Genomic DNA, 21,605 nt, shown 5'->3' with positions numbered 1-21,605 from the left:
GGTTTCGCCCACGAGGCCCGCCTCGCAGGTGGCGATGCGACGCGCGCCGCAAGCGCGGATGTTCAGCGGCGTCCGCCCAGCAGGCTGCCGCCCATGCGCAGCAGGTCGGTCAGATCGACCTTGCCGTCGCCGTCCTGGTCCAGCACCGCGCCCAGCAGACCGCCGCCCAGCCCGCCCTGGTTCTGCACGCGGGCCTGCTCCTGGCCCAGCGCGCTGCCCAGGCCACCGGCATCGAGGTTGCCGGCGGTGACGCGCCTGGCCAGGAAGGCCATGACGATGGGCGCCAGCACCTTCAGCAACTGGCCCGCCTGGGCGGAGCCCAGCCCCGTCGCCTGGCCCAGCCCCGCCTCGGCGCGCGGCTGCGCGCCACCGAAGATGTGGCCCAGGATGCCGCCCGCGTCCATCTGCCGGTTGGCCGGCGCGCCGCCACCCAGCACGCTGCCCAGCAGGTCTCCCAGCCCGCCCATGCCCCCGGCGTTGCCGCCGCCGCCCAGCATCGCGCCGAACAGGCCGCCCAGATCCATGCCGCCGCCGGCGTGGTCGCGCTGCAGCGCGCTGAACAGGTCGCTGGCGCCGCCCGGCTGCTGGGCGTTGCGGCCCAGCGCGCCGACGAGCATGGGCAGCGCGGCGGCGATGGCGTCCTGCGCGGTCCGCGGGTCGGTGCCCAGCTGGCGGGCGATCTGGCTGGCGGGCGCGCCCTGCAACTGGCCCAGCAGGTCGTCGATGAGAGAGCTGTTCATGTGTGTTCCTTCAGGGAAAGTGGGGTGGGAGCGCGCATGGTAGCGGCCGGGGCCCCGGGGCGCCATACCATGGGGGCCTGCACGCCAACTTCTTCACGGGGGCCCCGCCGATGCGCGTTCAAGACAAATCCATCATCGTCACCGGCGCCGGCCACGGCATCGGCGAGGGCATCGCGCGGCGGCTGGCGGCCGAGGGCGCGGCGGTCGTCGTCAACGACATCGACGCCGCGCTGGCCGCGCAGGTGGCGGCCGACCTGGCGCGGGCCGGCGGCCGCGCGCTGCCGCTGGCCGGCGACGTGACGCGCGCCGAAGACTGGCGCCGGCTGGTGCGGGCGGCGCGGGACTTCGGCGGCCGGCTCGACGTGGTGGTCAACAACGCCGGCTGGACGCACCGCAACCGCCCGATGCTGGAGGTGAGCGAAGACGAGTTCGACAAGGTCTACGCCGTCAACATGAAAAGCATCTACTGGAGCGCCGTGCACGCGGTGCCGGTGATGCGCGCGGCCGGCGGCGGCAGCTTCATCAACATCGCCTCCACCGCCGGCCTACGCCCGCGCCCCGGCCTGACCTGGTACAACGGCAGCAAGGGCGCGGTGATCGTCACCAGCAAGTCGATGGCGGCCGAACTGGGGCCGGACAACATCCGCGTCAACTGCATCAACCCGGTGTTCAACCCCGACACCGGCCTGTCGGCCGAGTTCGCGGGCGGGCCGGTGGACGAAGCGCGCCGCGCCCGGTTCCTGGCGACGATCCCGCTGGGGCGCTTCTCCACCGCGCTGGACGTGGCCCACGCGGCCCTCTACCTGGCCAGCGACGAGGCCGCCTTCATCAGCGGCGCGTGCATCGAGGTGGACGGGGCGCGCTGCGTGTGACCCTAGAAACGGCAGTTGACCGCATGTCACCCTCGGGAAAGCCGCGTGAGCATTGACCTCGACGGCTTCGATGACCTTCACCTTTCGGGTGAGAGCGCTACGCACCCGCCAGCACCGCGCTCGCCGCGCCATGCGGCGTTGCTCCTCCTTGCGCACAACAGTGCGCCGCGTCGTCTCCCTTGCAGGGCGCGGGCCGTCCAGAGGCCGGCCCCGTTCACGCCGTCCACAGGCGCGCAGGCGCCTGTGGAGCCGCGGCGTTCACCCTTGCCTGCCACGCCAATCACGGCACTGGCGGGCGCGTTCAACTGCCGTTTCCAGGGTGACCGGGCCGCGGCCAACCCATCCGCTACCAAATAAATAGCTTATAGCGCTTTGTGCATGCGGGCTGCAGGCCAGAAAAGCTTGAAAAATCCCCTCCGCGCGGCGCCGCGGCGCCAGACGCCTCACGCCGCCCCGAACCCGCCTCCGCCGGGCGTGTGGATCTCGAAGATGTCGCCGGGCCGCATCTCGGCGCTGCCGATGTGCCCCAGTTCCTCCACCGTGCCATCCGAGCGCGCCACGCGATTGAGGCCCGGCGCGCCGGCGCCGCCGCCGGCCATGCCGAAGGCGCCGCTCAGGCGGCCGTTGCTGAGGATGCTGGCGGTCATGGGCTGCAGGAAGCGCACGCGGCGCACGCCGCCGTCGCCGCCCTTCCAGCGGCCGGGGCCGCCCGATCCGGCGCGGATCGCGTAGCTCTCCAGCCGCACGGGGAAGCGCCATTCCAGCACCTCGGGGTCGGTCAGGCGCGAGTTGGTCATGTGCGTCTGCACCACGCTGGTGCCGTCGAAGCCGCCCACCAGCCGGCCCTGGCCGTCGAACACGCCGCCGGCGCCGGAGCCGCCGGAGAGGGTCTCGTAATACTGGCGGCGCGCGTCGCCGAAGGTGAAGTTGTTCATCGTGCACTGGCTGGCGCCCATCAGGCCCAGGGCGCCGATGAGGGCGTTGGTGATGCAGGTGGAGGTCTCGACGTTGCCCGCCACCACGCTGGCCGGCGGCCGGGGGCGCAGCATGCAGCCCTCGGGGATGACGACCTCGATGGGCTTGAGGCAGCCGGCGTTGAGCGGGATGTCGTCGTCCACCAGCATGCGGAAGACGTACAGCACCGCCGCCATGCACACCGCCGTGGGCGCGTTGAAGTTGTTGGCCTGCTGCGGCGAGGTGCCGGTGAAGTCGATGCGGGCGCCGCGCTTGACGGCGTCGATGCGCACAGACACCGCGATGCGCGCGCCGTTGTCCAGCGGCAGCGTGAAGCGGCCGTCCTTCAGCCGCGCGGCCAGCCCGGCGATGGCGCGGCGCACGGACTCCTCGGCGTTGTCCTGCACATGCCGCATGTAGGCCCGCACCACGTCCAGGCCGAACTGCCGCACCATCCGGCGCAGCTCCTGCACGCCCTTCTCGTTGGCGGCGATCTGCGCCTTCAGGTCGGCCAGGTTCTGCGCCGGGTTGCGCGACGGATGGGGACCGCTCGCCAGCAGGGCCAGCATCTCCTGCTCGCGCAGCGCGCCGCCATCGACCAGCTTGAAGTTGTCGATCTGCACGCCCTCCTCCTCGATGCGGGTCGAGAACGGCGGCATCGAGCCGGGCGAGATGCCCCCGATGTCGGCGTGGTGGCCGCGCGAGCCGACGTAGAAGAGCGGTTGAGCGTGTGGCGTCGAGCGTTTCGCGTCATCCTCTCCATAAACGGGCGTGATGACCGTCACGTCGGGCAAATGCGTGCCGCCGTGGTAGGGGTCGTTCAGCGCGTAGACGTCGCCGGGCTTCATGCGGCCGGCGTTGCGGCGGATCACCGTCTTGATGCTCTCGCCCATGCTGCCCAGGTGCACCGGCATGTGCGGCGCGTTGGCGATCAGGTTGCCCTCGGCGTCGAACAGCGCGCAGCTGAAGTCCAGCCGCTCCTTGATGTTGACCGAGTAGGCGGTGTTCCGCAGTTGCAGCCCCATCTGCTCGGCGATGTTCATGAACAGGTGGTTGAACACCTCCAGCAGCACCGGGTCGGCCCGCGTGCCGGCGGCGAAGCTCATGGCCCGTGGCGCGGCGCGCTCCAGCATCAGGTGGTCCAGCGCCGTCAGGCGGGCGCGCCAGCCTGGCTCGACCACGGTGGTGGCGTTCTGCTCGGCGATGATGGCCGGCCCGTCGACCACGTCGCCGGGGCGCAGGTCCTCGCGCACGATCAGGGCGGCGTCGTGCCACGCGGGCCGGCCGTCCAGGCCGGCGGTGTACATGCGCACGGTGTCGCGGCGCGGCGCCTCGCGCGGCGGCTGCAGCGCATGCGCGCGCTCGCCGGGCGCGTCGCCCGCGGCCACGGCCTCGACCGACACGGCCTCGACGACGAGGGCCTTGCCCTGCATCAGGAAGGCGAAGCGCTGGCGGTACGCGGCCTCGAACGCGCGGGTCAGCTCGTCCACCACGCCCTCGTCGCTGACCACGCCGCCGTGCAGGTGCGGAAAGGGCACGATCAGCGCGGTGTCCGTGCCCTCGTAGCGCAGGTGCGCGCGGCGGTGCACGTGGAGGGCGCCATGGCCGGCCTGCTGCCTCTCCAGTTCGTGCTGGGCGGCCAGCGCGAGCTGGCCCAGGTCGTCGCGCAGCTCGGCCATGTGCTCGGGCGCCAGGGGCCGCTCGACCGCCGTCTCGCGCATCACGTTCTGGTCGGCCAGACCCATGCCGTAGGCCGACAGCACGCCGGCCAGCGGGTGCACCAGCACCCGCGTCATGCCCAGCGCGTCGGCCACGCCGCACGCGTGCTGGCCGCCGGCGCCGCCGAAGCACTGCAAGGTGTAGCGCGTCACGTCGTAGCCGCGCGCCACGCTGATCTTCTTGATGGCGCCCGCCATCTGCTGCACGGCGATCTGGATGAAGCCGTGCGCCACGTCCTCCGGGCCGCGGCCGGCGGCGGGATCCCGCGCGGCGATCTCGCCGAACCTGGCGCGCACCACGGCGGCGTCCAGCGGCCGGTCGGCCGCCGGGCCGAACACGCGCGGAAAGTACGCCGGCTGCAGCTTGCCCACCATCACGTTGGCGTCGGTCACCGCCAGCGGCCCGCCGCGCCGGTAGCTGGCCGGGCCGGGGTTGGCGCCCGCGCTGTCGGGGCCGACGCGAAAGCGCGCGCCGTCGAAGCGCAGGATCGAGCCGCCCCCGGCCGCCACGGTGTGGATGCTCATCATCGGCGCGCGCATGCGCACGCCGGCCACCTGGGTCTCGAACTCGCGCTCGAACTGGCCGGCGTAGTGGCTGACGTCGGTCGAGGTGCCGCCCATGTCGAAGCCGATCACCCGGTCCTGCCCGGCGATCTCCGCCGTCCGGGCCATGCCCACGATGCCGCCGGCCGGGCCGGAGAGGATGGCGTCCTTGCCCTGGAAGGCGTGCGCGTCGGCCAGGCCGCCCGAGGACTGCATGAACAGCAGCCGCACGCCCGGCATCTCGCCCGCCACCTGCTCGACGTAGCGGCGCAGGATGGGCGACAGGTAGGCATCGACCACGGTGGTGTCGCCCCGGCCGACGAACTTCATCATCGGGCTGGTGGCGTGGCTGGTGCTGACCTGCGTGAAGCCCGCCTCGCGCGCGAGGCGCGCCGCGGCCTGCTCGTGGGCGGTGTGGCGCCAGCCGTGCATGAAAATGATCGCAACGCTTCTCAGCCCCCGTGTGTATTTCGCCGACAGCTCCTTTTTCAGGAGCAATTCGTCCAGGGGGCAAATCACCTCGCCATCGGCGCCGACGCGCTCGTCGGCCTCCACCACGGCGCTGTAGAGCAGCTCGGGCAGCACGATGCGGCGATCGAACAGGCGCGGCCGGTTCTGGTAGGCGATGCGCAGCGCGTCGCCAAAGCCCCGCGTGGTGACCAGCAGCGTCGGCTCGCCCTTGCGCTCCAGCAGCGCGTTGGTGGCCACGGTGGTGCCCATCTTCACGCACTCGACCTGCTCGGCCGTGATGGGCTCGCCCGCCGCCAGGCCCAGCAGGTGGCGGATGCCAGCGACGGCGGCGTCGGGGTACTGCTCGGGGTTCTCGGACAGCAGCTTGTGCGTGACGATGCCGCCGCCGGGCCGCCGGGCCACGATGTCGGTGAAGGTGCCGCCGCGGTCGATCCAGAACTGCCAGCGGGCGGGGGTGCGCTTGTCGGTCATGGGGTGCTCCTGGCGGTCAACGATAAATCAGAAGCCGGCCTGCCGGGACATCCCGATCCTCTAAGATGCCCGCTGTCGGCCTGCCCCGTGGCAGGCCTTTTTCATCGCAGTTTGAAAGACATGTCGTGTTCAAGAATCTGATGCTGTACCGCCTGGGCCCTGAGTGGCCCGCATCGGCGGCGCAACTCGAAGAAGCGCTGGCGCGCGAGCCGTTCGCCGAGTGCGGCGCCACGCAGCAGAAATCCACCGGCTGGGTGCCGCCGCGCGGTCCCGAGCACGGCGCGCTGGTGGAATCCGTGGACGGCCAGTGGATCGCCCGACTGGCGATCGAGACCCGCGCCGTGCCCGGCGAGGCCGTGCGGCGCAAGGCGCAGGAGGCCATCGACCAGATCGAGAAGACCACCGGCCGCAAGCCGGGCAAGAAGGAAGCGCGCGACATCCGCGACGACGCCCTGCTGGCCCTGCTGCCGCAGGCGTTTCCGCGCCTCGGCCAGGTGACGGTGTGGCTGAACCCGCAAGAGCGCTGGCTGGCGCTGGACGCGGGCAGCCAGGGCAAGGCCGACGAGGTGATCAGCAGCCTGGTGCGCGTGGCCGGGCCGGGCTTCGCCGTCGGCCTGTTGCAGACGCAGCGCTCGCCGCAGGCGGCCATGGCCGCCTGGCTGGCGGCCGAGACGCCCGATGAGTTGCCCGACAGCCTGCACGTCGAGCGCGAGTGCGAGCTGAAGGGCAGCGGCGACGAGCCGGCGGTGGTGCGCTTCACGCGCCACGACCTGGCCACCGACGAGGTGCGCCAGCACATCGCCGAAGGCAAGCTGCCGACCAAGCTGGCGCTGGGCTGGCAGGGCCGCGTGGGCTTCGTGCTGACGCAGGCGCTGCAGCTCAAGAAGATCACCTTCCAGGAGGGCGTGTTCGAGGAAGGCGGCTCGCCGGCCCAGGGCGACGACCGCTTCGACGCCGACGCGGCGCTGGCCACGGGCGAGCTGAGCGCGCTGATCACCGACCTGGTCGCCGCGCTGGGCGGCGAGGTCGAGGCGACGGCGGTGACCGAACAGGCCCCGCCGGCCGCCAGCCCCGCGCGGTCCGCCGCGCCCGCGGCAGGCGACCCGCCGTTCTGAGCTTCTCCTGAGGCGCCGCCGCCATGCACGCCGTCCTCGCGATCTGCCTCGGCGCCTGCATCGGTGCGCTGGCGCGCTGGCAGCTCGGGCTGTGGCTCAACCATGCGGGCGCCTGGCTGCCCTGGGGCACGCTGGCGGCCAACCTGGCCGGCGGCTACCTCGTCGGCCTGTGCGTGGCGGTGTTCGAGCAGCACCCGGGGCTGGACCCGGCCTGGCGGCTGCTGCTGGTCACGGGCTTTCTGGGCGCGCTCACCACCTTCTCGTCCTTCAGCGCCGAGGTGGTCGAGATGCTGATGCGCCAGCGCTACCTGCCCGCCGCCGGCACGGTGCTGCTGCACCTGGGCGGCTCGCTGCTGCTGACGGTGGCGGGCATCAGGACTGCTTCGTTTTTAATAGCTGTCCGCGCTTGATGCATGCGGGCTTGATGCCGATTTGTTTCAAAAATGGCCCCTGGCGCGGCAGCCTCCGTGCCGCCCGACGCGGCTGACGCACAATCGGCGCCATGCCCGCCACCGACCCGACCCGCCGCGCCCAGGCCGTCGCCACGCCCGAGGTGATCCAGGCCTTCGCCCGCGACGGCGCCGTGCGCCTGCCCGGCCTGCTGAACGCGGATGAAGTCGCCCTGCTGCGCGGTGGCATCGACGCCAACATCGCCGCGCCCAGCCCGCGCGCCAAGGTCGCCAGCCGGCCGGACGACCCGGGCTTCTTCATCGAGGACTTCTGCTGCTGGCAGGACAACGAGGCCTATCGGCGCGTGATCACCGAATCGCCCCTGGCCGCCGCCGCCGGCCTGCTGATGCACAGCCGCCAGGTGCGCCTGTACCACGACCACATGCTGACCAAGGAGCCCGGCACGCGCCAGCGCACGCCCTGGCACCAGGACCAGCCGTACTACAACGTCGAGGGGCGGCAGAACGTCAGCTTCTGGATCCCGGTGGACCCGGTGCGGCGCCATTCCACGCTGGAGTTCGTGGCCGGCTCGCACTTGGGGCCCTGGCTGATGCCGCGCACCTTCATGGACAGCCAGGCCAAGTGGTTCCCGGAGGGCAGCCTGGCTGATCTGCCCGACATCGAGGCCGCGCGCGAGCGCTTCCCGATCATCGGCTGGCCGGTGGCGCCGGGCGACGTGATCGCCTTCCACATGCTCAGCCTGCACGCCAGCGGCGGCGTGGACGGCGATACGCGCCGGCGCGTGTTCTCGGTGCGCATGCTGGGCGACGACGCCACCCACGCCCCGCGCGCCTGGGTCACCTCGCCGCCCTTTCCCGGCCTGGCCGCGCGGCTACCGGCCGGCGCGCCGATGGAGGATGCGCTGTTCCCGCTGCTGTGGCGGGCCTGAGCGCTCATTCCGGAGCGCGCCGCGCGGAAGGGGGGTCTTCAATGAGTGCTGGCGCGTCCGCGGGGCGCGGCTGTCCGCGCCGCCCGGGCGCCAGGGACTGGCGGCGCCAGGTGGCCGGCGACTGGCCGAACTGCAGCGCGAACCAGCGCGTGAAGGCGCTGTGCGTGCTGTAGCCCAGCAGCTCGGCCACGTGGGCCAGGCTGTAGCGCGGGTTCTCGATGTAGCGCTGCGCCAGGTTTTGCCGCACCTCGGCCAGCAGCGCGGTGAAGCTCGTGCCCTCCTCGTCCAGCTCGCGCTGCAGGGTGCGCAGGCTGCGGCCCAGGCTCTGCGCGACCGATTCGCAGGTGGCGCGACCCGAGGGCAGCATCAGGTACACGGCGCGGCGCACCTCGCGGCCGACGGAGCCGCCGCCCAGGCTGGGCACGTTCTCCAGCAGCGTCTTGGCGTAGCGCGCCAGGCCGGGGTCGGCCGTGGGGTTGGGCACGTCCAGGTCGGCGGCGCGGAACACCATGCCGTTGAAGTCGGCGTTGAACTCCACCGGGCAGCGGAACACCTGGTGGTGATCGGCCAGGCTGGCCGGCGCGGCGTGGCTGAAGTTCACGCTCCGCGGGCGCCAGCCCTCACCCATCAGCGCCGCGCACGTGCGATGGATGACGCCGATGGCCAACTCGATCGACTGCCGCGCAGGCATGGCCGACATGACCTCCTCGCGCATGAACACCAGCGGGCCGGCGTCCTCCATCTGCATCGCCAGCGAGTTGTTGAGCAGGTGCAGGTGCTCGATGGTGGCGGTCAGGATGCCCCGCAGGCTGCCCTGGTGCGCCAGCAGCAGGCTCACGACGCCGAAGTTCGACAACTGGCGCGATTGCACCATGCGCAGGCCGAAGGTCTCGCAGCCGGTGGCCCGCGCCGCCGCCTCCAGCAGGCCCACCACCGCCTCCGCGGGCAGCCGCAGCTCGGGCTCCTGCAGCACCCGGGGCTGCAGGCCCGCGCGGCGCAGCGCGGCATCGGCGTTGTAGCCCAGGGTGGCCGACACCTCGGCGAAATGGGTCAATGCCGCAGCGCGCACGAAGCTGTCCATAGGTAAAAATCCTCAGCCCGCACAAATATGGGGCACTCCATTCTGGCACGATAAGCTAAGAGAATGGCATCCAATGCAAAGCGTGCGTGGCCGCCGCCACCTACATTGCATGGCATCCCACAACAACCACTCGGAGACAAGACGATGCAAGTCATACCGCTCACCTGCGCCCTCGGCGCCGAACTGACCGACGTCAACCTGGCCGACGCGGCCCGCGACGACGCCCTGTTCGATGCCGTCAAGGCGGCCCTGCTCAAGCACAAGGTGCTGTTCCTGCGCAACCAGGAATTCAGCCGCGCCGACCACGTGGCCTTCGCGCGCCGCTTCGGTGAGCTGGAGGACCATCCCGTGGCCGGCAGCGACCCGGAGAACCCCGGCCTGGTGCGTATCTACAAATCGCCCGACCAGCCCAACGACCGCTACGAGAACTCCTGGCACTGCGACGGCACCTGGCGCGAGACGCCGCCCATGGGCTCGGTGCTGCGCTGCGTGGAATGCCCGCCGGTGGGCGGCGACACCATGTGGGCCAACATGGCGCTGGCTTACGAGAAGCTGCCGCAGCACATCAAGGACCTGATCGCGCCGCTGCGCGCCCGCCACAGCATCGAATGCACCTTCGGCGCGGCCATGCCGATCGAGAAGCGCCTGGCGCTGAAAGCCCAGTACCCGGACGCCGAGCACCCGGTGGTGCGCACCCACCCCGAGACCGGCGAGAAGGTACTGTTCGTCAGCGGCTTCGCCACCCACTTCACCAACTACCACACGCCGGCCAATGTGCGCGTGGGGCAGGACTTCACGCAAGGCAGCTCCGGCCTGCTGCAGTACCTCATCAGCCAGGCCGCCATCCCCGAATACCAGGTGCGCTGGCGCTGGGAACCGAACAGCGTGGCCATCTGGGACAACCGCGCCACCCAGCACTACGCCGTGATGGACTACCCGCCCTGCCACCGCAAGATGGAACGCGCCGGGATCATCGGCACGCCCACCTTCTGAAATCAATTTACTTCTGAATTGATAGCTTTCTGCGCTTATTCCGCGCCGACCAGAGGCTGATTTGCCTCGAATTTCATCCACCCCAGCCCCCCGGAGCATCCTCATGAACTTCCTCGACGGCCACATGTTCCCCGAGAACATGCAACCCCTGATCATCACCGCCGCGCCCTACGCGCCTTCGTACGTGCCTTCGGACTTCCCCGAAGAGATCGCGGTGACGATGGAGCAGCAGATCCAGATGGCGGTGGACTGCTACAACGCCGGCGCCACCGTGCTGCACCTGCACGTGCGTGAACTCGACGGCAAGGGCAGCAAGCGCCTGTCCAAGTTCAACGAGCTGATCGCCGGCGTGCGCGCCCGCGTGCCTGAGATGATCATCCAGGTCGGCGGCTCCATCAGCTTCGCGCCCGAGACCGACGGCGCCGCCGCCAAGTGGCTGTCCGACGACACGCGCCACATGCTGGCCGAGCTTTCTCCGAAGCCCGACCAGGTGACGGTGACCATCAACACCTCGCAGATGAACTTCCTGGAGCAGTTCGACTACCGCGACTGGCAGGGCAGCTCGCTGGAAGACCCGGTGGTCCATAGCGCCTACAAGGAAATGACCGTGCCCGCGCAGCCCGGCTGGGCCGAGGAGCACATCAAGCGCCTGACGGCCGCCGGCATCCAGAGCGAGTTCCAGTGCTACAACCAGAACAGCTTTGAATCCGTGGAGCGCCTGATGCGCCGCGGCGTCTACAAGGGCCCGCTGGTGTGCAACTGGGTGGCCATCGGCGGCGGCATGGATTCGCCCAACGTCTACACCCTGGCCAACTTCCTGCGTGGGGTGCCCGACGGCGCGGTGGTCACCGTCGAAAGCTCGGTGCTGAACACGCTGCCCGTGAACATGATGGGCATCGCCATGGGCCTGCACGTGCGCACCGGCACCGAGGACAACCTGTGGAACCAGACGCGCACCGCCAAGATCGGCACCGCCAAGCAGATCGAGCAGCTCGTTCGCGTCTCGCAGGAGCTGGGCCGCCCCATCGCCACGGCGAAGCAGGCGCGCGAGATCTGCCGCATCGGCGTGTTCTACGACACGGTGGAAGAGACGCTGGCCGCCAACGGCTTCGCGCCCAACGCGCCCGGCCGCCAGCAGGGCTTCCTGCGCAAGGCGGCCTGACGCCAGGCGGGGCGGTGGTCGCGGCCACCGCCCTTTTTTTCATCCCCACACCCCCATTCCATGAAACGCCTGTCGTTCATCAAGGCCGTCGCGCTGGCCGCTGCCGGCGTGCTGTACACCCAAAGCGGTTTTGCGTTCTCCGACAAGCCGGTCAAGCTGATCGTGCCCGCGCCCGCTGGCGGCACCGCCGACGTCTTCGCCCGCATCATCGGCGAGCAGCTGGCCAAGGAAATCCAGCAGCCGGTGGTGGTCGACAACAAACCCGGCGCCGGCGGCGCCATCGCCATCAAGTACATGCTGTCGCAGCCGGCCGACGGCGCGTCGCTGGTGGTGGCGGCCTCCAACGTGCTGACCGAGGTGCCGCACGTGCTCAAGGGCGGCTTCGATCCCCTCAAGGACGTCAAGCCCGCGGCCGAGATGGCGCGCTCGCTGATGCTGTTCATCGCGGCGCCGCGGTTCCCCGCCAAGGACGCCAAGGAAGCCATTGCCTACGTGAAGGCGCACCCGGGCACGGTCTCGGTCGCCTCGTACAGCCAGGGCACGTCCTCGCAGTACGCGGGCGCGATCCTGAACAAGAAGGCCGGGATCGACATGCAGCACGTGCCGTTCCCGGGCTCCTCGGCGGCGCTGGCCCAGGTGATGGGCAACCAGATTCCGCTCATGTTCGACGGCTCGGTCACCGCCAAGCCCATGATCGCGGCCGGCAAGGTGCGGCTGCTGGGCGTGGCGTCCAAGACCCGCATGCCCGAATACCCCAACGTGCCCACGATGGCGGAAATCGGCTACCCGGAACTGAACTTCAGCAACTGGATGGGCGTCATCGCCTCGGCCAAGACGCCGCGCCCGCTGCTCGAAAAGATCCACGCGGCGCTCGAAAAGGTCAATGCCAGCGCCGCCGTGCTGGAGCGTTACCGCGGCGTGGGCTTCGAGCCGGTCAAGGAGCGGCGCACGCTGGACCAGTCCGAAGCCGACGTGCGCGCTGAATTCGACCGCAACGCCCAGATCGTGAAGGCCTACGGCATCAAGCTGGACTGAGCGGCACGCCGCCACCCACCAGGAACCACGCATGAGCGCTTCTTCCACTTCATCACCCACCGTCCTCATCGTCCCCGGCCTGCGCGACCACGTGGACGCCCACTGGCAAACCCTGCTGGCCGCGCAACTGCCCCAGGCGCGCACCGTGCCGCCCATGGGGCGCACGGGCGCGGGGCTGGACCGCGCCGCCCGCGTGCAGGCCATCGAACAGGCCGCCCAGGCCATCGAAGGCCCGATCGTGATCGTGGCCCACAGCGGCGGCTGCCCCATGGTGGCGCACTGGGCCGCGCAGACCCGGCGTGCCGTGCACGGCGCGCTGCTGGCCACCCCGCCCGAACTCGACCAGCCCATGCCCGAGGGCTATCCGCCGCTCGAAGCGCTGCAAGGCGGCGGCTGGTTCCCCGTGCCCCTGCGGGCCCTGCCCTTCCCCAGCATCGTCGCGGCCAGCCGCAACGACCCGCTGGCGCGCTTCGCGCAGGTGGAGCAGATGGCGCGTGCCTGGGGCAGCCGCCTGGTGGACCTGGGCGAAGTGGGCCACCTCAACCCCGCGTCCGGCCATGGCCCCTGGCCGCGCGCGCTCGATTTCATCGCCGAACTTTCGGCTTAAACAGGAGAAATGATCATGGTCAAGGCAGTACGCTTCTACGAACTCGGCGGCCCCGAAGTGCTGAAGGTCGAAAACGTCGAGGTCGGTGACCCCGGCCCCGGCGAGGCGCGCGTGCGCCACAGCTTCATCGCGCTGAATTTCATCGACACCTATTTCCGCACCGGACGCTATCCGCTCGACCTGCCCAACGGGCTGGGCTCCGACGCCGTGGGCGTGGTCGAGGCCGTGGGGCCGGGCGTGGACTACCTCAAGCCCGGCGACCGCGTGGGCTACCTGATCGGCCCGCAGGGCGCGTATTCCGAAGTGCGCGTGATGCCCGCCGCCGTGCTGATTCCGCTGCCCGACGGCATCAGCGACCGCACCGCCGCCACGCTGATGATGAAGGGCATGACGGCGCAGTACCTGTTCCGCCAGGTCTATCCGCTCAAGGGCGGCGAAACCATCCTCTACCACGCGGCCGCGGGCGGCGTGGGCCTGATCGCCTGCCAGTGGGCGCGCGCCCTGGGCGTGACCATGATCGGCACCGTGAGCACCGACGAGAAAGCCGCGCTGGCCAAGGCCAACGGCTGCACGCACACCATCGTGACCTCGCGCGAGAACACCGTGGAGCGCGTGAAGGAACTGACGGACGGCAAGGGCGTGCCGGTGGTGTACGACTCGGTGGGCAAGGACACGCTGATGACTTCGCTCGACTGCCTGCAGCCACGTGGCCACTTCGTGAGCAACGGCACCTCGTCGGGCTCGGTGATCATCGATTCGCAACTGCTCGCGCAGAAGGGCTCCATCTGGATGACGCGGCCCGCGATGATCCATTACATCCACCCGCGCCCGCACATGCTGGACATGGCCAGGGAGCTGTTCGACCACGTGCTGGCCGGCAGCATCGTGAGCGAGCCGCAGCAGGAATTCGCGCTCGAGGACGCGGCCAACGCGCACCGCGCCCTGGAAGGCCGCAAGACCGTGGGTTCCACGATCCTCGTTCCCTGACAGGAAACCTCGCGAAGCGCAGGGCACCCAGAAAAAGCCCCGCGCTTCCCCGCTGCGCGCGGTCCGCTGCCCCCCCGAGGGGGCGCTTCTTGCCTTGGGGCGGCCCGGCAGCAATAGACAAAACAAACGGAGACATTCATGGCGATGGATTTGCACGCGGCCGACCCCGGTCGGCCCAACCCCGAGGGCTACCTGTTCGGGCGCGGCCCGGCCTGGTTTGCCCTGGTGATGACCGTGGGATTGATGATGGTCGACTACATCGACCGCCAGGTCATCGTCTCGCTGTTCCCCCATCTCAAGCAGGAATGGGGGCTGTCGGACAAGCAACTGGGCTCGCTGGTGTCGGTGGTGTCGATCACCGTGGCCCTGGGCGCGATGCCGATCGCGCTGTGGGCCGACCGCCGCAGCCGCGTCAAGAGCATCGTCATCATGGCCACGCTGTGGAGCGTGGCCACCATCTCCTGCATGTTCACGCGCAACTACGGCCAGTTGCTGGCCGCGCGCGCATTGGTGGGCGTGGGCGAGGCCGGCTACGGCTCCGTCGGCTCGGCACTGATCGCCAGCCACTTTCCGGCCCGCATGCGCGGCATGCTGATGGCCATCTTCTTCTCGGCCGGCTCCTTCGGCTCGGTGCTGGGCGTGATGCTGGGCGGCGTGATCGCCAGCCACTGGGGCTGGAAAGCCGCCTTCGGCGTGGTGGGCGTGCCCGGCCTGGTGATGGCGCTGCTCTACATCTTCGTGCGCGACTACCGCACCGTGGAACTCACGCCCCGGCTGGACAAGGCCACGCAGAACACGGGCAACGTGGTGCGCGCCATCGTGGGGGCGATGACGCGCTCGCCCACCATGCTGTGGGTGTGCCTGGGCGGCTCGGCGCAGGTCATCGTGCTGTCGACCGTGTGGGCCTGGCTGCCCAGCTACCTGAACCGCACCCAGGGGCTGCCGCCCGCGAAGGCGGCGATCAGCGCCGCGCTGGTGGTGCTGTGCGGCGCGGTGGGCGCGGTCATCTGGGGCGCCGTGGTGGACCGTTCCGGCCGCCGCCGTCCGCGCGCCAAGCTGTACGTCATGGCGCTGCTGTGCCTGCTGTCCATGGCCCTGCTGATGCCCGCCTTCGGCGCCCCCGGCATGGCCTTGGCACACCAGCAGCAGTTGCTCTGGATCGCCGCCGGCGGCCTGCTCATGACCTGCACCGCCGGCCCCGTGGTCGCGATCGTGATCGACGTGGTCCACCCCGGCATCCGCGCGACCGGGGCCGCGGTGCTGGCGTGCTTCCTGAACCTGTTCGGCCTGGCGGCCGGCCCGTTCATCGCCGGGATCCTGTCGGACATGTGGTCGCTGCCGCAGGCGATGACCACGATGCCGGCCTTCTCGGTGCTGGCGGCGCTGTGCTTCCTGATCGCGGCCCGCAGCTACGAAGCCGACGTGAAGCGCATCAACGACCAGGTCGCCGATGAAGCCGCCGCGGCCGGCATGGCACCGCAAGGCGCCTGACATTCACGAGGTCACTTCCATGATTACCCTGACGCGCGGCCGCGAGCTTTTCCCCGGCATGCTGGCCTGCGCCGTGGTCGCCGCCGCCGCCACCTTCCTGTCGCAGCACTACGGCGCGCCGGTGATGCTGTTCGCGCTCATGCTCGGCATGGCGATGAACTTCCTGTCCAGCGAAGGCCCGTGCAAGCCCGGCATCGAGTTCACCGCGCGCCACGTGCTGCGCTGGGGCGTGGCGCTGCTGGGCCTGCGCATCACCGTGGCGCAGGTCATCGCGCTGGGCTGGCCCCCGGTGCTGGTGGTGGCGGTGTCGCTGGTGCTGACCATCGGCGTGTCGATGATCGTGGCGCGGCTGATGGGCTTCAACATCCTGTTCGGCCTGCTCAGCGGCGGCGCCACGGCCATCTGCGGCGCCTCGGCCGCCCTGGCGCTGTCGGCGGCGCTGCCGCCGCATCCGCTCAAGGACCGCGCCACGCTGTTCACCGTGGTGGGCGTGTCGGCGCTGTCCACCTTCACCATGATCCTCTACCCCATGCTGGCGCGCTATCTGGGGCTGGACGAGCAGACGGCCGGCATCTTCCTGGGCGCCACCATCCACGACGTGGCCCAGGTGGTGGGTGCGGGCTACGGCATGTCGCAGGAAGTGGGCGACACCGCCACGCTGATCAAGCTGATGCGCGTGGCCTGCCTGGTGCCGGTGATCCTGTTCGCGGTGGCCTACACGCGCGCCACCGGCAAGGCTGGCGATGGTCCGCGCCCGCCGCTGCTGCCGTGGTTCGTCATCGCCTTCGCGGTGCTGGTCGCGGTCAACAGCACCGGCTGGCTGCCCAGCCCGGTGGTGCAGACGGGCACCAGCCTGTCCACCTGGTTCCTGGTGGCGTCGATGGCCGGCATCGGCATGAAGACGCAATTGCGCGAGCTGATCACCGTGGGCCTGAAGCCGGTGGTGCTGATGGTGGGCGAAACCGCCTTCCTGGCCGCGCTGGTGTTGGGGCTGCTGCGCTGGGCGCAATGACGCTCTTTTCTTAAGGAGACTCCGCCGTGCCGCTGCAACTTCGCTCGCTGGTCCGCGAGGACGCCCTGCTGGAACTCTCGCTGGCCGACGTGCCCCCTCCGCGGGTGGCCGCGCCGGACGAGGTGCTGGTGCGGGTGGAAGCCGCGCCCATGAACCCGTCGGACCTGGGCCTGCTCTTTGGCGGCGCCGACATGCGGCAGGCGAAGGGGTCGGGCACGGCCGATCGCCCCGTGGTCACGGCGCCGGTACCCGATGCCGCGATGGCCGCGGGCGCCGCGCGCGTCGGCCGGTCGATGCCGGTGGGCAACGAGGGCGCCGGCACCGTGGTGGCCGCCGGTGCCTCGCCCGCCGCGCAGGCGCTGCTGGGCCGCAAGGTGGCGGCGCTCGGCGGCGCCATGTTCGCCGAGTACTGCGTGGTGCCCGCGCAGCAATGTCTGGCGCTGCCCGACGGCGCCAGCGCGGCCGAGGGCGCCTCGTGCTTCGTCAACCCCATGACCGCGCTCGGCATGGTGGAGACGGTGCGCGCCGCGGGCCACCAGGCCCTGGTGCACAGCGTGGGCGCGTCCAACCTGGGCCAGATGCTGCTGCGCATCTGCCAGAAGGACGGTATCGGCCTGGTCAACATCGTGCGCAAGCCTGAGCAGGCCGAGCTGCTGCGCGGCCTGGGCGCCCGGCACGTGGTGGACAGCAGCCAGCCGGACTTCACGGCGCGGCTGACCGACGCCATCGCCGCCACCGGCGCGCGCATGGCCTTCGACGCCACGGGCGGCGGCCGCATGGCCGGCCGGTTGCTGGCGGCGATGGAGGCCGCCTTGCTGCGCCGCCCCGGCCAGGCCTACGACCGCTACGGCAGCCAGGTCCACAAGCAGGTCTACATCTACGGCTACCTCGAACGCGGCCCGATCGAGCTGCCGCCCGGGCTGGGCATGGCCTGGAACGTGGGCGGCTGGCTGCTCTTTCCCTTCCTGAAACAGCTCGCCCCGGAGCGTCTGGCCCAGCTCAAGCAGCGCGTGGCGGACGAACTCACCACCACCTTCGCCAGCCGCTATGCGCGCGAGATCACGCTGGCGCAGGCGCTGACGCCGGAGGCCATTGGCGAGTACGCGCGGATGTCCACGGGCCGCAAGACTTTGCTGCGGCTCGCGGCTCGCTGACGGGCGCGGACACGGGCCAAGCCTCATGGATCGGCAATCTTCGCAGCCCGGCCGCCACGCGCCCGGCGGCGCGGGCCGGCTGATCCGCAGCGCCAGCCTGGCTGGCTACGTCGATCTCGTCCGCGCGCTCGGGCACGACCCCCACGCCTTCCTGCGCGGCGCGGGACTGTCGGCGAGGCTGCTCGACAACCCGGAGACACCCATCCCCATTCGCGCCGTGCGCGAGCTGCTGGAGACCACGGCGCGCGCCACCGGCGCGGAGGACTTCGCCCTGCGTCTGGCGGCGTGCCGCACCTTCTCGAACCTGGGACCGATCAGCCTGGTGCTCAAGGAGGAGCCCACCCCGCGGCAGGCCCTGAACACGCTGTGCCGCTACCTGAAGCTGCTCAGCCCCGCGCTGGTCACCCGCGTCGAGGACGCGGGCGCCAACGTGGTCGTCCGCCAGGACCTGCTGCCCATGGCCGGCGTGGCCACCCGCCAGCCGATCGAGCTGGCGGTGGGCGTGATGTTCCGCATCCTGCGCGAGCTGATCGGCCCGCGATGGCAACCGCTGCAGGTGTGCTTCACCCACCGCGCGCCGGGCAACACGTCGGCGCACCGCGCCTTCTTCGGCTGCCAGCCGCTGTTCAACCAGTGCTTCAACGGGCTGGTCTGCACGCTGCCCGACCTGCAGCTGCCGCGCACGCCGGACGACCCCGGCGCCGCCCGCTTCGCGCGCGATTACCTGGAAGACGCCCTGCACCGCCACCACGAAGGCACGCGGGCGGCCTGCGGGGAACTGATCACCGCCCTGCTGCCGGGCGGCCGCTGCACCGCCCAGCAGGTCGCGCGGCACCTGGGCGTGGACCGCCGCACGCTGCATCGCCACCTCGGTGCCGAAGGACACACGTTCTCGGAACTCCTCCACGAGACCCGCGCCGAACTGGTGCTGCGCCACCTGCGGGAAAGCGACCTGCCGCTGGGTGAAGTGGCCGGGCTGCTGGGGTTTTCGGGGCCCAGCAGTTTCAGCCACTGGTTCCGAGCCACCTTCGGCACCAGCGTCTCAGGCTGGCGCCGGCAGCGGGCCGCCCTGGCAGAGGGCGCTGCGCATGGCCGCCCACAGCACGTCGGCGGGCTGGGCGCCCGCCAGCGCGCGGGTACCGTTGAACAAGAAAAAGGGTACGCCTGAAGCTGCGACCAGCTGGTCGGCAGGCGCTGGCGCGGCGGGCTGATGGGCGTCGGCCTGCAGCACCCCGTGTTCGGCCGCGATGGCCGCCAGCAGGGCGGTGTCGCCCAGGTTCTCGCCGTGCACGAAATACCCCTCGAACAGCCGCATGAGCAGGGCCTCCAGGGCCGCGGGCACAAGCTGCGCCGCACCCGCGGCCAGCAAGCGGTGCGCGGCGGCCGTGCTGGGAAAAACGCTCAGGCGCGCATAGTCGATGGGAGCGCCCGCGCGCCGGGCGGCCTCCTGCACCTGCGCCCGCCGCGCCAGCACCGCCTCGCGGCTGCCCAGGCGCTGCTCGTAGAACGCATCGAACGGCCAGCCTTGCGGGGGCGTCTGTGGAATCAGCTGCACGGAATGCCAGGTGGTCTGCACGCGCACGCCGGGGTCGGTCTGGCGCAGGCGTTCCACGGCCTGGGCCAGATGGTGCTTGCCGATCCAGCACCATGGGCAGACGAAGTCGAACCACACGTCCACCGAGAGCGTCGTCGCTGGCGCCATGGTTCAGAACGCGACGGCCTGGCGGCCCTTGAGTTGCGGCATGGCGCGCGCTTCGTCGGGCGTGGCCACCTCCAGATTCAATGACTTCAGCACCGAGACGATGCGCTCCACGATGACGTTGTGTTGAGGTGCTGCCACGACGCTGGCCTATTGCGTCTTGCGCAGGAACCCCTGGTTGCCGCCGTTGCGGTTGGGCGCGAAGCCGTTGGCCGCCAGGCTTTCCTCCACGGTGTCGTAGAACACGCCGATGCGGCAGATGTCGCGTGCCTGCTTCGCGGTGGCGATGGGCCGGCCGAATTCCTCGGAGATGCGAACGAGCTGCTCGATCTGCGACACGGTGCTGGCCTTCTGGGTGCGCTGCTGGTTCCACAGGCAATCCTCGGTGCCGCAGCGCACGTGCAGGCCGGCCGCGATGCCCCACATGTTGACGGGCAGCACGTTGCGCACGTTGCTTTCCACGGTGAGCACGGCGCCATCGGGCACGGCGCGCACGAAGTTGGCCAGGCTGTACAGGCTGGGCGTATCCATGCCGCCGGCGATGGCCACCCAGTTCATCACCAGCGGCCCCATGTAGAAGCCCCGGCGCATCAGCCGCTCGACCGACTCGAAGCTGTTGAGGTTGTAGCACTGGAAGGCGCTCTGGATGCCGGCCTTGGTGAGGCGGCGCACGTGCTCTTCCACCCACAGCGGGTTGGCCGGCACGATCATGTCCTTGTAGGTGTTGAAGAGGCCTTCGTTGCCGCGCGAGGTGCCGATGAAATCGGCGTCCTCGGCCTGATCGGTCACGTTCATCTGCGAGGTGTTCACGGTGACCGTCACCTGGTCGGGCACGGGCTCCAGTTCGGCCAGCATGTGGCGCGTGTCGTCGCTCAGCCACTTGGCGGCGGCGCCTTCGCCCTCGGGCGCGAAGCTAATGGAGCCGCCGACCTGGATGATCATCTCGGGCACGGCCTTGCGCACGCCGGCGATCAGCTCGTTGAACTTGGACAGCCGCTTGCTGCCCTTGCCGTCGAGTTCGCGCACGTGCAGGTGCAGCACGGTGGCGCCGGCGTTGTAGCAGTCCACCGCCTTCTGGATCTGCGCTTCCATGGTGACCGGGATCTCCTCCGGGAAGTCGGACGGCAGCCAGCCGGGGGCGTAGGGCGCGGCCGTGATGATCAGGGGTTGCTGGTTTTCCGGGAAAAGGTGCCCGTCAAGAAAATTCATCGATGCGCTCCGGTGATGAAGGGTTTATGATTTTTAAGTGAAATCAGCCTCTAGCCCGTATGCATATTGCGCCGGCAGCTATATTTTTGACGTATTCTGTTCAGTACGGAACATCGCCCACGATGCCGGCGCGTTCCATCTTGCGCGGCGCGGGGAAGTAGTCGTTGCACGCGTAGTGCTGCGTGCTGCGGTTGTCCCACACCACGATGTCGCCCGGCTGCCACGACCAGCGCACCTGGTATTCGGGGATGCTGGCGCGGCTGGCCAGGTAGTTCAGCAGCAGCGATGCGCCGGGCGACTTGTCGATGCCGTGGCGCACGTGCTCGGGCGTGCTCCAGTTCACGAAGTGGGTGGTGAAGCCCGCGCCCACGAACAGCACCTTTTCGCCGGTCTCCGGGTGGGTACGCACCACCGGGTGTTCCGCCGCCGGGTGTTCCTGCGCCAGCTTGGCGCGCGCCTCGGGCGTCATCACCGCGCCGAAGCTGTGTTCGATGCTGGCCTTGGCGCGCAGGTTGGCGATCTCCGCCTTGATGGACTCGGGCAGCTCGTCGTAGGCCTTCACCATGTTGACCCAAATGGTGTCGCCGCCGACCTCGGGGCACTCGATGCAGCGCAGCACCGCGCCCATGGGCGGGTTGGGGCGCCACAGGCCGTCGCAGTGGTAGGTGTTCTCGTAGCTGTGCGGGTTGTCGCTGCGGTAGATGCGCCCCAGGCCCGGGTGGTCGGGGTCGGCGCTGACCACGGGGTGGTCCTCCAGCGTGCCGAAGCAGCGCGCGAAGGCCACGTGCTCGGCGCGGGTGATGTCCTGGCCGCGGAAGAACAGCACGCGGTGCTGCAGCAGCGCGGCCTTGACCTGGGCGAACAGGGCCGCGTCTCGCGCCGCTTCGCCCAGGTGGATGCCGGAAATCTCGGCGCCGATGGCGGGGGTGATCTGCCTGATCTTCATGTTGCG

Annotated in this window: 18 protein-coding genes and 2 pseudogenes; 13 read left to right on the top strand and 7 right to left on the bottom strand. The window is 70.3% G+C overall.

Translation table 11 applies throughout. From position 1 onward, the window contains the following. Window positions 1-62 precede the first annotated feature (62 nt). Window positions 63-740: a DUF937 domain-containing protein gene (locus tag IPG65_RS02750; protein ID WP_293187749.1), complete on the bottom strand. Its 678-nt coding sequence runs from the start codon at window positions 738-740 to the stop codon at window positions 63-65. Between the two features lie 110 nt (window positions 741-850). Here IPG65_RS02750 and IPG65_RS02745 point away from each other — a divergent pair, with 110 nt between their 5' ends. Next, entirely contained in the window at window positions 851-1,612 is a 762-nt protein-coding gene (locus IPG65_RS02745) for an SDR family oxidoreductase (protein WP_293187748.1), read from the top strand. Between the two features lie 443 nt (window positions 1,613-2,055). Here IPG65_RS02745 and IPG65_RS02740 read toward each other — a convergent pair whose 3' ends face one another. Continuing rightward, window positions 2,056-5,769, bottom strand: coding sequence for a hydantoinase B/oxoprolinase family protein (locus IPG65_RS02740; RefSeq protein ID WP_293187747.1), 3,714 nt, complete (start codon window positions 5,767-5,769; stop codon window positions 2,056-2,058). 125 nt (window positions 5,770-5,894) lie between these two features. Between IPG65_RS02740 and IPG65_RS02735 the strand changes: the two genes are divergently transcribed. The 3 genes from IPG65_RS02735 to IPG65_RS02725 all read left to right on the top strand — a co-directional run bounded on the left by IPG65_RS02735 (window position 5,895) and on the right by IPG65_RS02725 (window position 8,223). Further along, the gene (locus IPG65_RS02735; protein ID WP_293187746.1) at window positions 5,895-6,884 is read left to right on the top strand and encodes a recombination-associated protein RdgC; all 990 of its coding nucleotides are present in this window, start codon (window positions 5,895-5,897) and stop codon (window positions 6,882-6,884) included. A 23-nt stretch (window positions 6,885-6,907) separates the two neighbouring features. Then, window positions 6,908-7,294, top strand: a complete 387-nt coding sequence (gene crcB, locus IPG65_RS02730) for a fluoride efflux transporter CrcB (protein WP_293187745.1) — start codon at window positions 6,908-6,910, stop codon at window positions 7,292-7,294. Window positions 7,295-7,386: 92 nt separating this feature from the next. Further along, entirely contained in the window at window positions 7,387-8,223 is an 837-nt protein-coding gene (locus tag IPG65_RS02725) for a phytanoyl-CoA dioxygenase family protein (protein ID WP_293187744.1), read from the top strand. Between the two features lie 4 nt (window positions 8,224-8,227). On the opposite strand, the gene IPG65_RS02720 is transcribed toward IPG65_RS02725, so the two are convergent. After that, window positions 8,228-9,304, bottom strand: a complete 1,077-nt coding sequence (locus tag IPG65_RS02720; RefSeq protein ID WP_293187743.1) for an AraC family transcriptional regulator — start codon at window positions 9,302-9,304, stop codon at window positions 8,228-8,230. A gap of 144 nt (window positions 9,305-9,448) precedes the next feature. Here IPG65_RS02720 and IPG65_RS02715 point away from each other — a divergent pair, with 144 nt between their 5' ends. The 9 genes from IPG65_RS02715 to IPG65_RS02675 all read left to right on the top strand — a co-directional run bounded on the left by IPG65_RS02715 (window position 9,449) and on the right by IPG65_RS02675 (window position 18,913). Then, window positions 9,449-10,297 (top strand): TauD/TfdA family dioxygenase, encoded by an 849-nt coding sequence (locus IPG65_RS02715; RefSeq protein WP_293187742.1) that lies wholly within the window; start codon window positions 9,449-9,451, stop codon window positions 10,295-10,297. A gap of 103 nt (window positions 10,298-10,400) precedes the next feature. Further along, window positions 10,401-11,459, top strand: a complete 1,059-nt coding sequence (locus IPG65_RS02710; RefSeq protein WP_293187741.1) for a 3-keto-5-aminohexanoate cleavage protein — start codon at window positions 10,401-10,403, stop codon at window positions 11,457-11,459. Between the two features lie 60 nt (window positions 11,460-11,519). Further along, window positions 11,520-12,494 (top strand): tripartite tricarboxylate transporter substrate binding protein, encoded by a 975-nt coding sequence (locus IPG65_RS02705; protein WP_293187740.1) that lies wholly within the window; start codon window positions 11,520-11,522, stop codon window positions 12,492-12,494. 31 nt (window positions 12,495-12,525) lie between these two features. Beyond that, complete coding sequence (locus tag IPG65_RS02700; RefSeq protein ID WP_293187739.1) at window positions 12,526-13,101, top strand: alpha/beta hydrolase; 576 nt, start codon at window positions 12,526-12,528, stop codon at window positions 13,099-13,101. Window positions 13,102-13,116: 15 nt separating this feature from the next. Continuing rightward, complete coding sequence (locus tag IPG65_RS02695; RefSeq protein WP_293187738.1) at window positions 13,117-14,088, top strand: quinone oxidoreductase; 972 nt, start codon at window positions 13,117-13,119, stop codon at window positions 14,086-14,088. Between the two features lie 138 nt (window positions 14,089-14,226). After that, a complete protein-coding gene (locus IPG65_RS02690) occupies window positions 14,227-15,579 on the top strand; it encodes an MFS transporter (protein WP_293187737.1) in 1,353 nt (450 codons plus the stop codon). Between the two features lie 19 nt (window positions 15,580-15,598). Then, on the top strand, window positions 15,599-16,591 hold the full coding sequence (locus IPG65_RS02685; RefSeq protein WP_293187736.1) for a putative sulfate exporter family transporter: 993 nt from the start codon (window positions 15,599-15,601) through the stop codon (window positions 16,589-16,591). Window positions 16,592-16,617: 26 nt separating this feature from the next. Then, window positions 16,618-17,745: a zinc-binding dehydrogenase gene (locus IPG65_RS02680; protein WP_293187735.1), complete on the top strand. Its 1,128-nt coding sequence runs from the start codon at window positions 16,618-16,620 to the stop codon at window positions 17,743-17,745. A gap of 25 nt (window positions 17,746-17,770) precedes the next feature. Beyond that, on the top strand, window positions 17,771-18,913 hold the full coding sequence (locus IPG65_RS02675) for an AraC family transcriptional regulator (protein ID WP_293187734.1): 1,143 nt from the start codon (window positions 17,771-17,773) through the stop codon (window positions 18,911-18,913). On the opposite strand, the pseudogene IPG65_RS02670 reads toward IPG65_RS02675, so the two are convergent. From IPG65_RS02670 to IPG65_RS02655, 4 genes and pseudogenes are all read right to left on the bottom strand, one after another. Further along, window positions 18,899-19,447: pseudogene (locus IPG65_RS02670) on the bottom strand (DsbA family protein); the annotation flags it as partial. The gene IPG65_RS02675 and the pseudogene IPG65_RS02670 overlap by 15 nt on opposite strands. A 3-nt stretch (window positions 19,448-19,450) precedes the next feature. Then, window positions 19,451-19,558: pseudogene (locus IPG65_RS02665) on the bottom strand (3-keto-5-aminohexanoate cleavage protein); the annotation flags it as partial. Window positions 19,559-19,594: 36 nt separating this feature from the next. Continuing rightward, window positions 19,595-20,653, bottom strand: coding sequence for a 3-keto-5-aminohexanoate cleavage protein (locus IPG65_RS02660; RefSeq protein WP_293187733.1), 1,059 nt, complete (start codon window positions 20,651-20,653; stop codon window positions 19,595-19,597). Window positions 20,654-20,753: 100 nt separating this feature from the next. Next, window positions 20,754-21,599: a TauD/TfdA family dioxygenase gene (locus tag IPG65_RS02655; RefSeq protein WP_293187732.1), complete on the bottom strand. Its 846-nt coding sequence runs from the start codon at window positions 21,597-21,599 to the stop codon at window positions 20,754-20,756. Window positions 21,600-21,605: the final 6 nt, after the last annotated feature.

The organism is Ottowia sp., from assembly GCF_016703145.1.
Lineage (GTDB): Bacteria > Pseudomonadota > Gammaproteobacteria > Burkholderiales > Burkholderiaceae_C > Ottowia.
This window is presented reverse-complemented; position numbering and strand designations above follow the sequence as displayed.

Excerpts from the sequence above, each read along its gene's own strand:
- IPG65_RS02750 (WP_293187749.1), bottom strand. The coding sequence starts at position 740 with ATGAACAGCTCTCTCATCGACGACCTGCTGGGCCAGTTGCAGGGCGCG.
- IPG65_RS02745 (WP_293187748.1), top strand. The coding sequence starts at position 851 with ATGCGCGTTCAAGACAAATCCATCATCGTCACCGGCGCCGGCCACGGC.
- IPG65_RS02740 (WP_293187747.1), bottom strand. The coding sequence starts at position 5,769 with ATGACCGACAAGCGCACCCCCGCCCGCTGGCAGTTCTGGATCGACCGC.
- crcB (WP_293187745.1), top strand. The coding sequence starts at position 6,908 with ATGCACGCCGTCCTCGCGATCTGCCTCGGCGCCTGCATCGGTGCGCTG.
- IPG65_RS02725 (WP_293187744.1), top strand. The coding sequence starts at position 7,387 with ATGCCCGCCACCGACCCGACCCGCCGCGCCCAGGCCGTCGCCACGCCC.
- IPG65_RS02720 (WP_293187743.1), bottom strand. The coding sequence starts at position 9,304 with ATGGACAGCTTCGTGCGCGCTGCGGCATTGACCCATTTCGCCGAGGTG.
- IPG65_RS02715 (WP_293187742.1), top strand. The coding sequence starts at position 9,449 with ATGCAAGTCATACCGCTCACCTGCGCCCTCGGCGCCGAACTGACCGAC.
- IPG65_RS02710 (WP_293187741.1), top strand. The coding sequence starts at position 10,401 with ATGAACTTCCTCGACGGCCACATGTTCCCCGAGAACATGCAACCCCTG.
- IPG65_RS02705 (WP_293187740.1), top strand. The coding sequence starts at position 11,520 with ATGAAACGCCTGTCGTTCATCAAGGCCGTCGCGCTGGCCGCTGCCGGC.
- IPG65_RS02700 (WP_293187739.1), top strand. The coding sequence starts at position 12,526 with ATGAGCGCTTCTTCCACTTCATCACCCACCGTCCTCATCGTCCCCGGC.
- IPG65_RS02695 (WP_293187738.1), top strand. The coding sequence starts at position 13,117 with ATGGTCAAGGCAGTACGCTTCTACGAACTCGGCGGCCCCGAAGTGCTG.
- IPG65_RS02690 (WP_293187737.1), top strand. The coding sequence starts at position 14,227 with ATGGCGATGGATTTGCACGCGGCCGACCCCGGTCGGCCCAACCCCGAG.
- IPG65_RS02685 (WP_293187736.1), top strand. The coding sequence starts at position 15,599 with ATGATTACCCTGACGCGCGGCCGCGAGCTTTTCCCCGGCATGCTGGCC.
- IPG65_RS02675 (WP_293187734.1), top strand. The coding sequence starts at position 17,771 with ATGGATCGGCAATCTTCGCAGCCCGGCCGCCACGCGCCCGGCGGCGCG.
- IPG65_RS02660 (WP_293187733.1), bottom strand. The coding sequence starts at position 20,653 with ATGAATTTTCTTGACGGGCACCTTTTCCCGGAAAACCAGCAACCCCTG.
- IPG65_RS02655 (WP_293187732.1), bottom strand. The coding sequence starts at position 21,599 with ATGAAGATCAGGCAGATCACCCCCGCCATCGGCGCCGAGATTTCCGGC.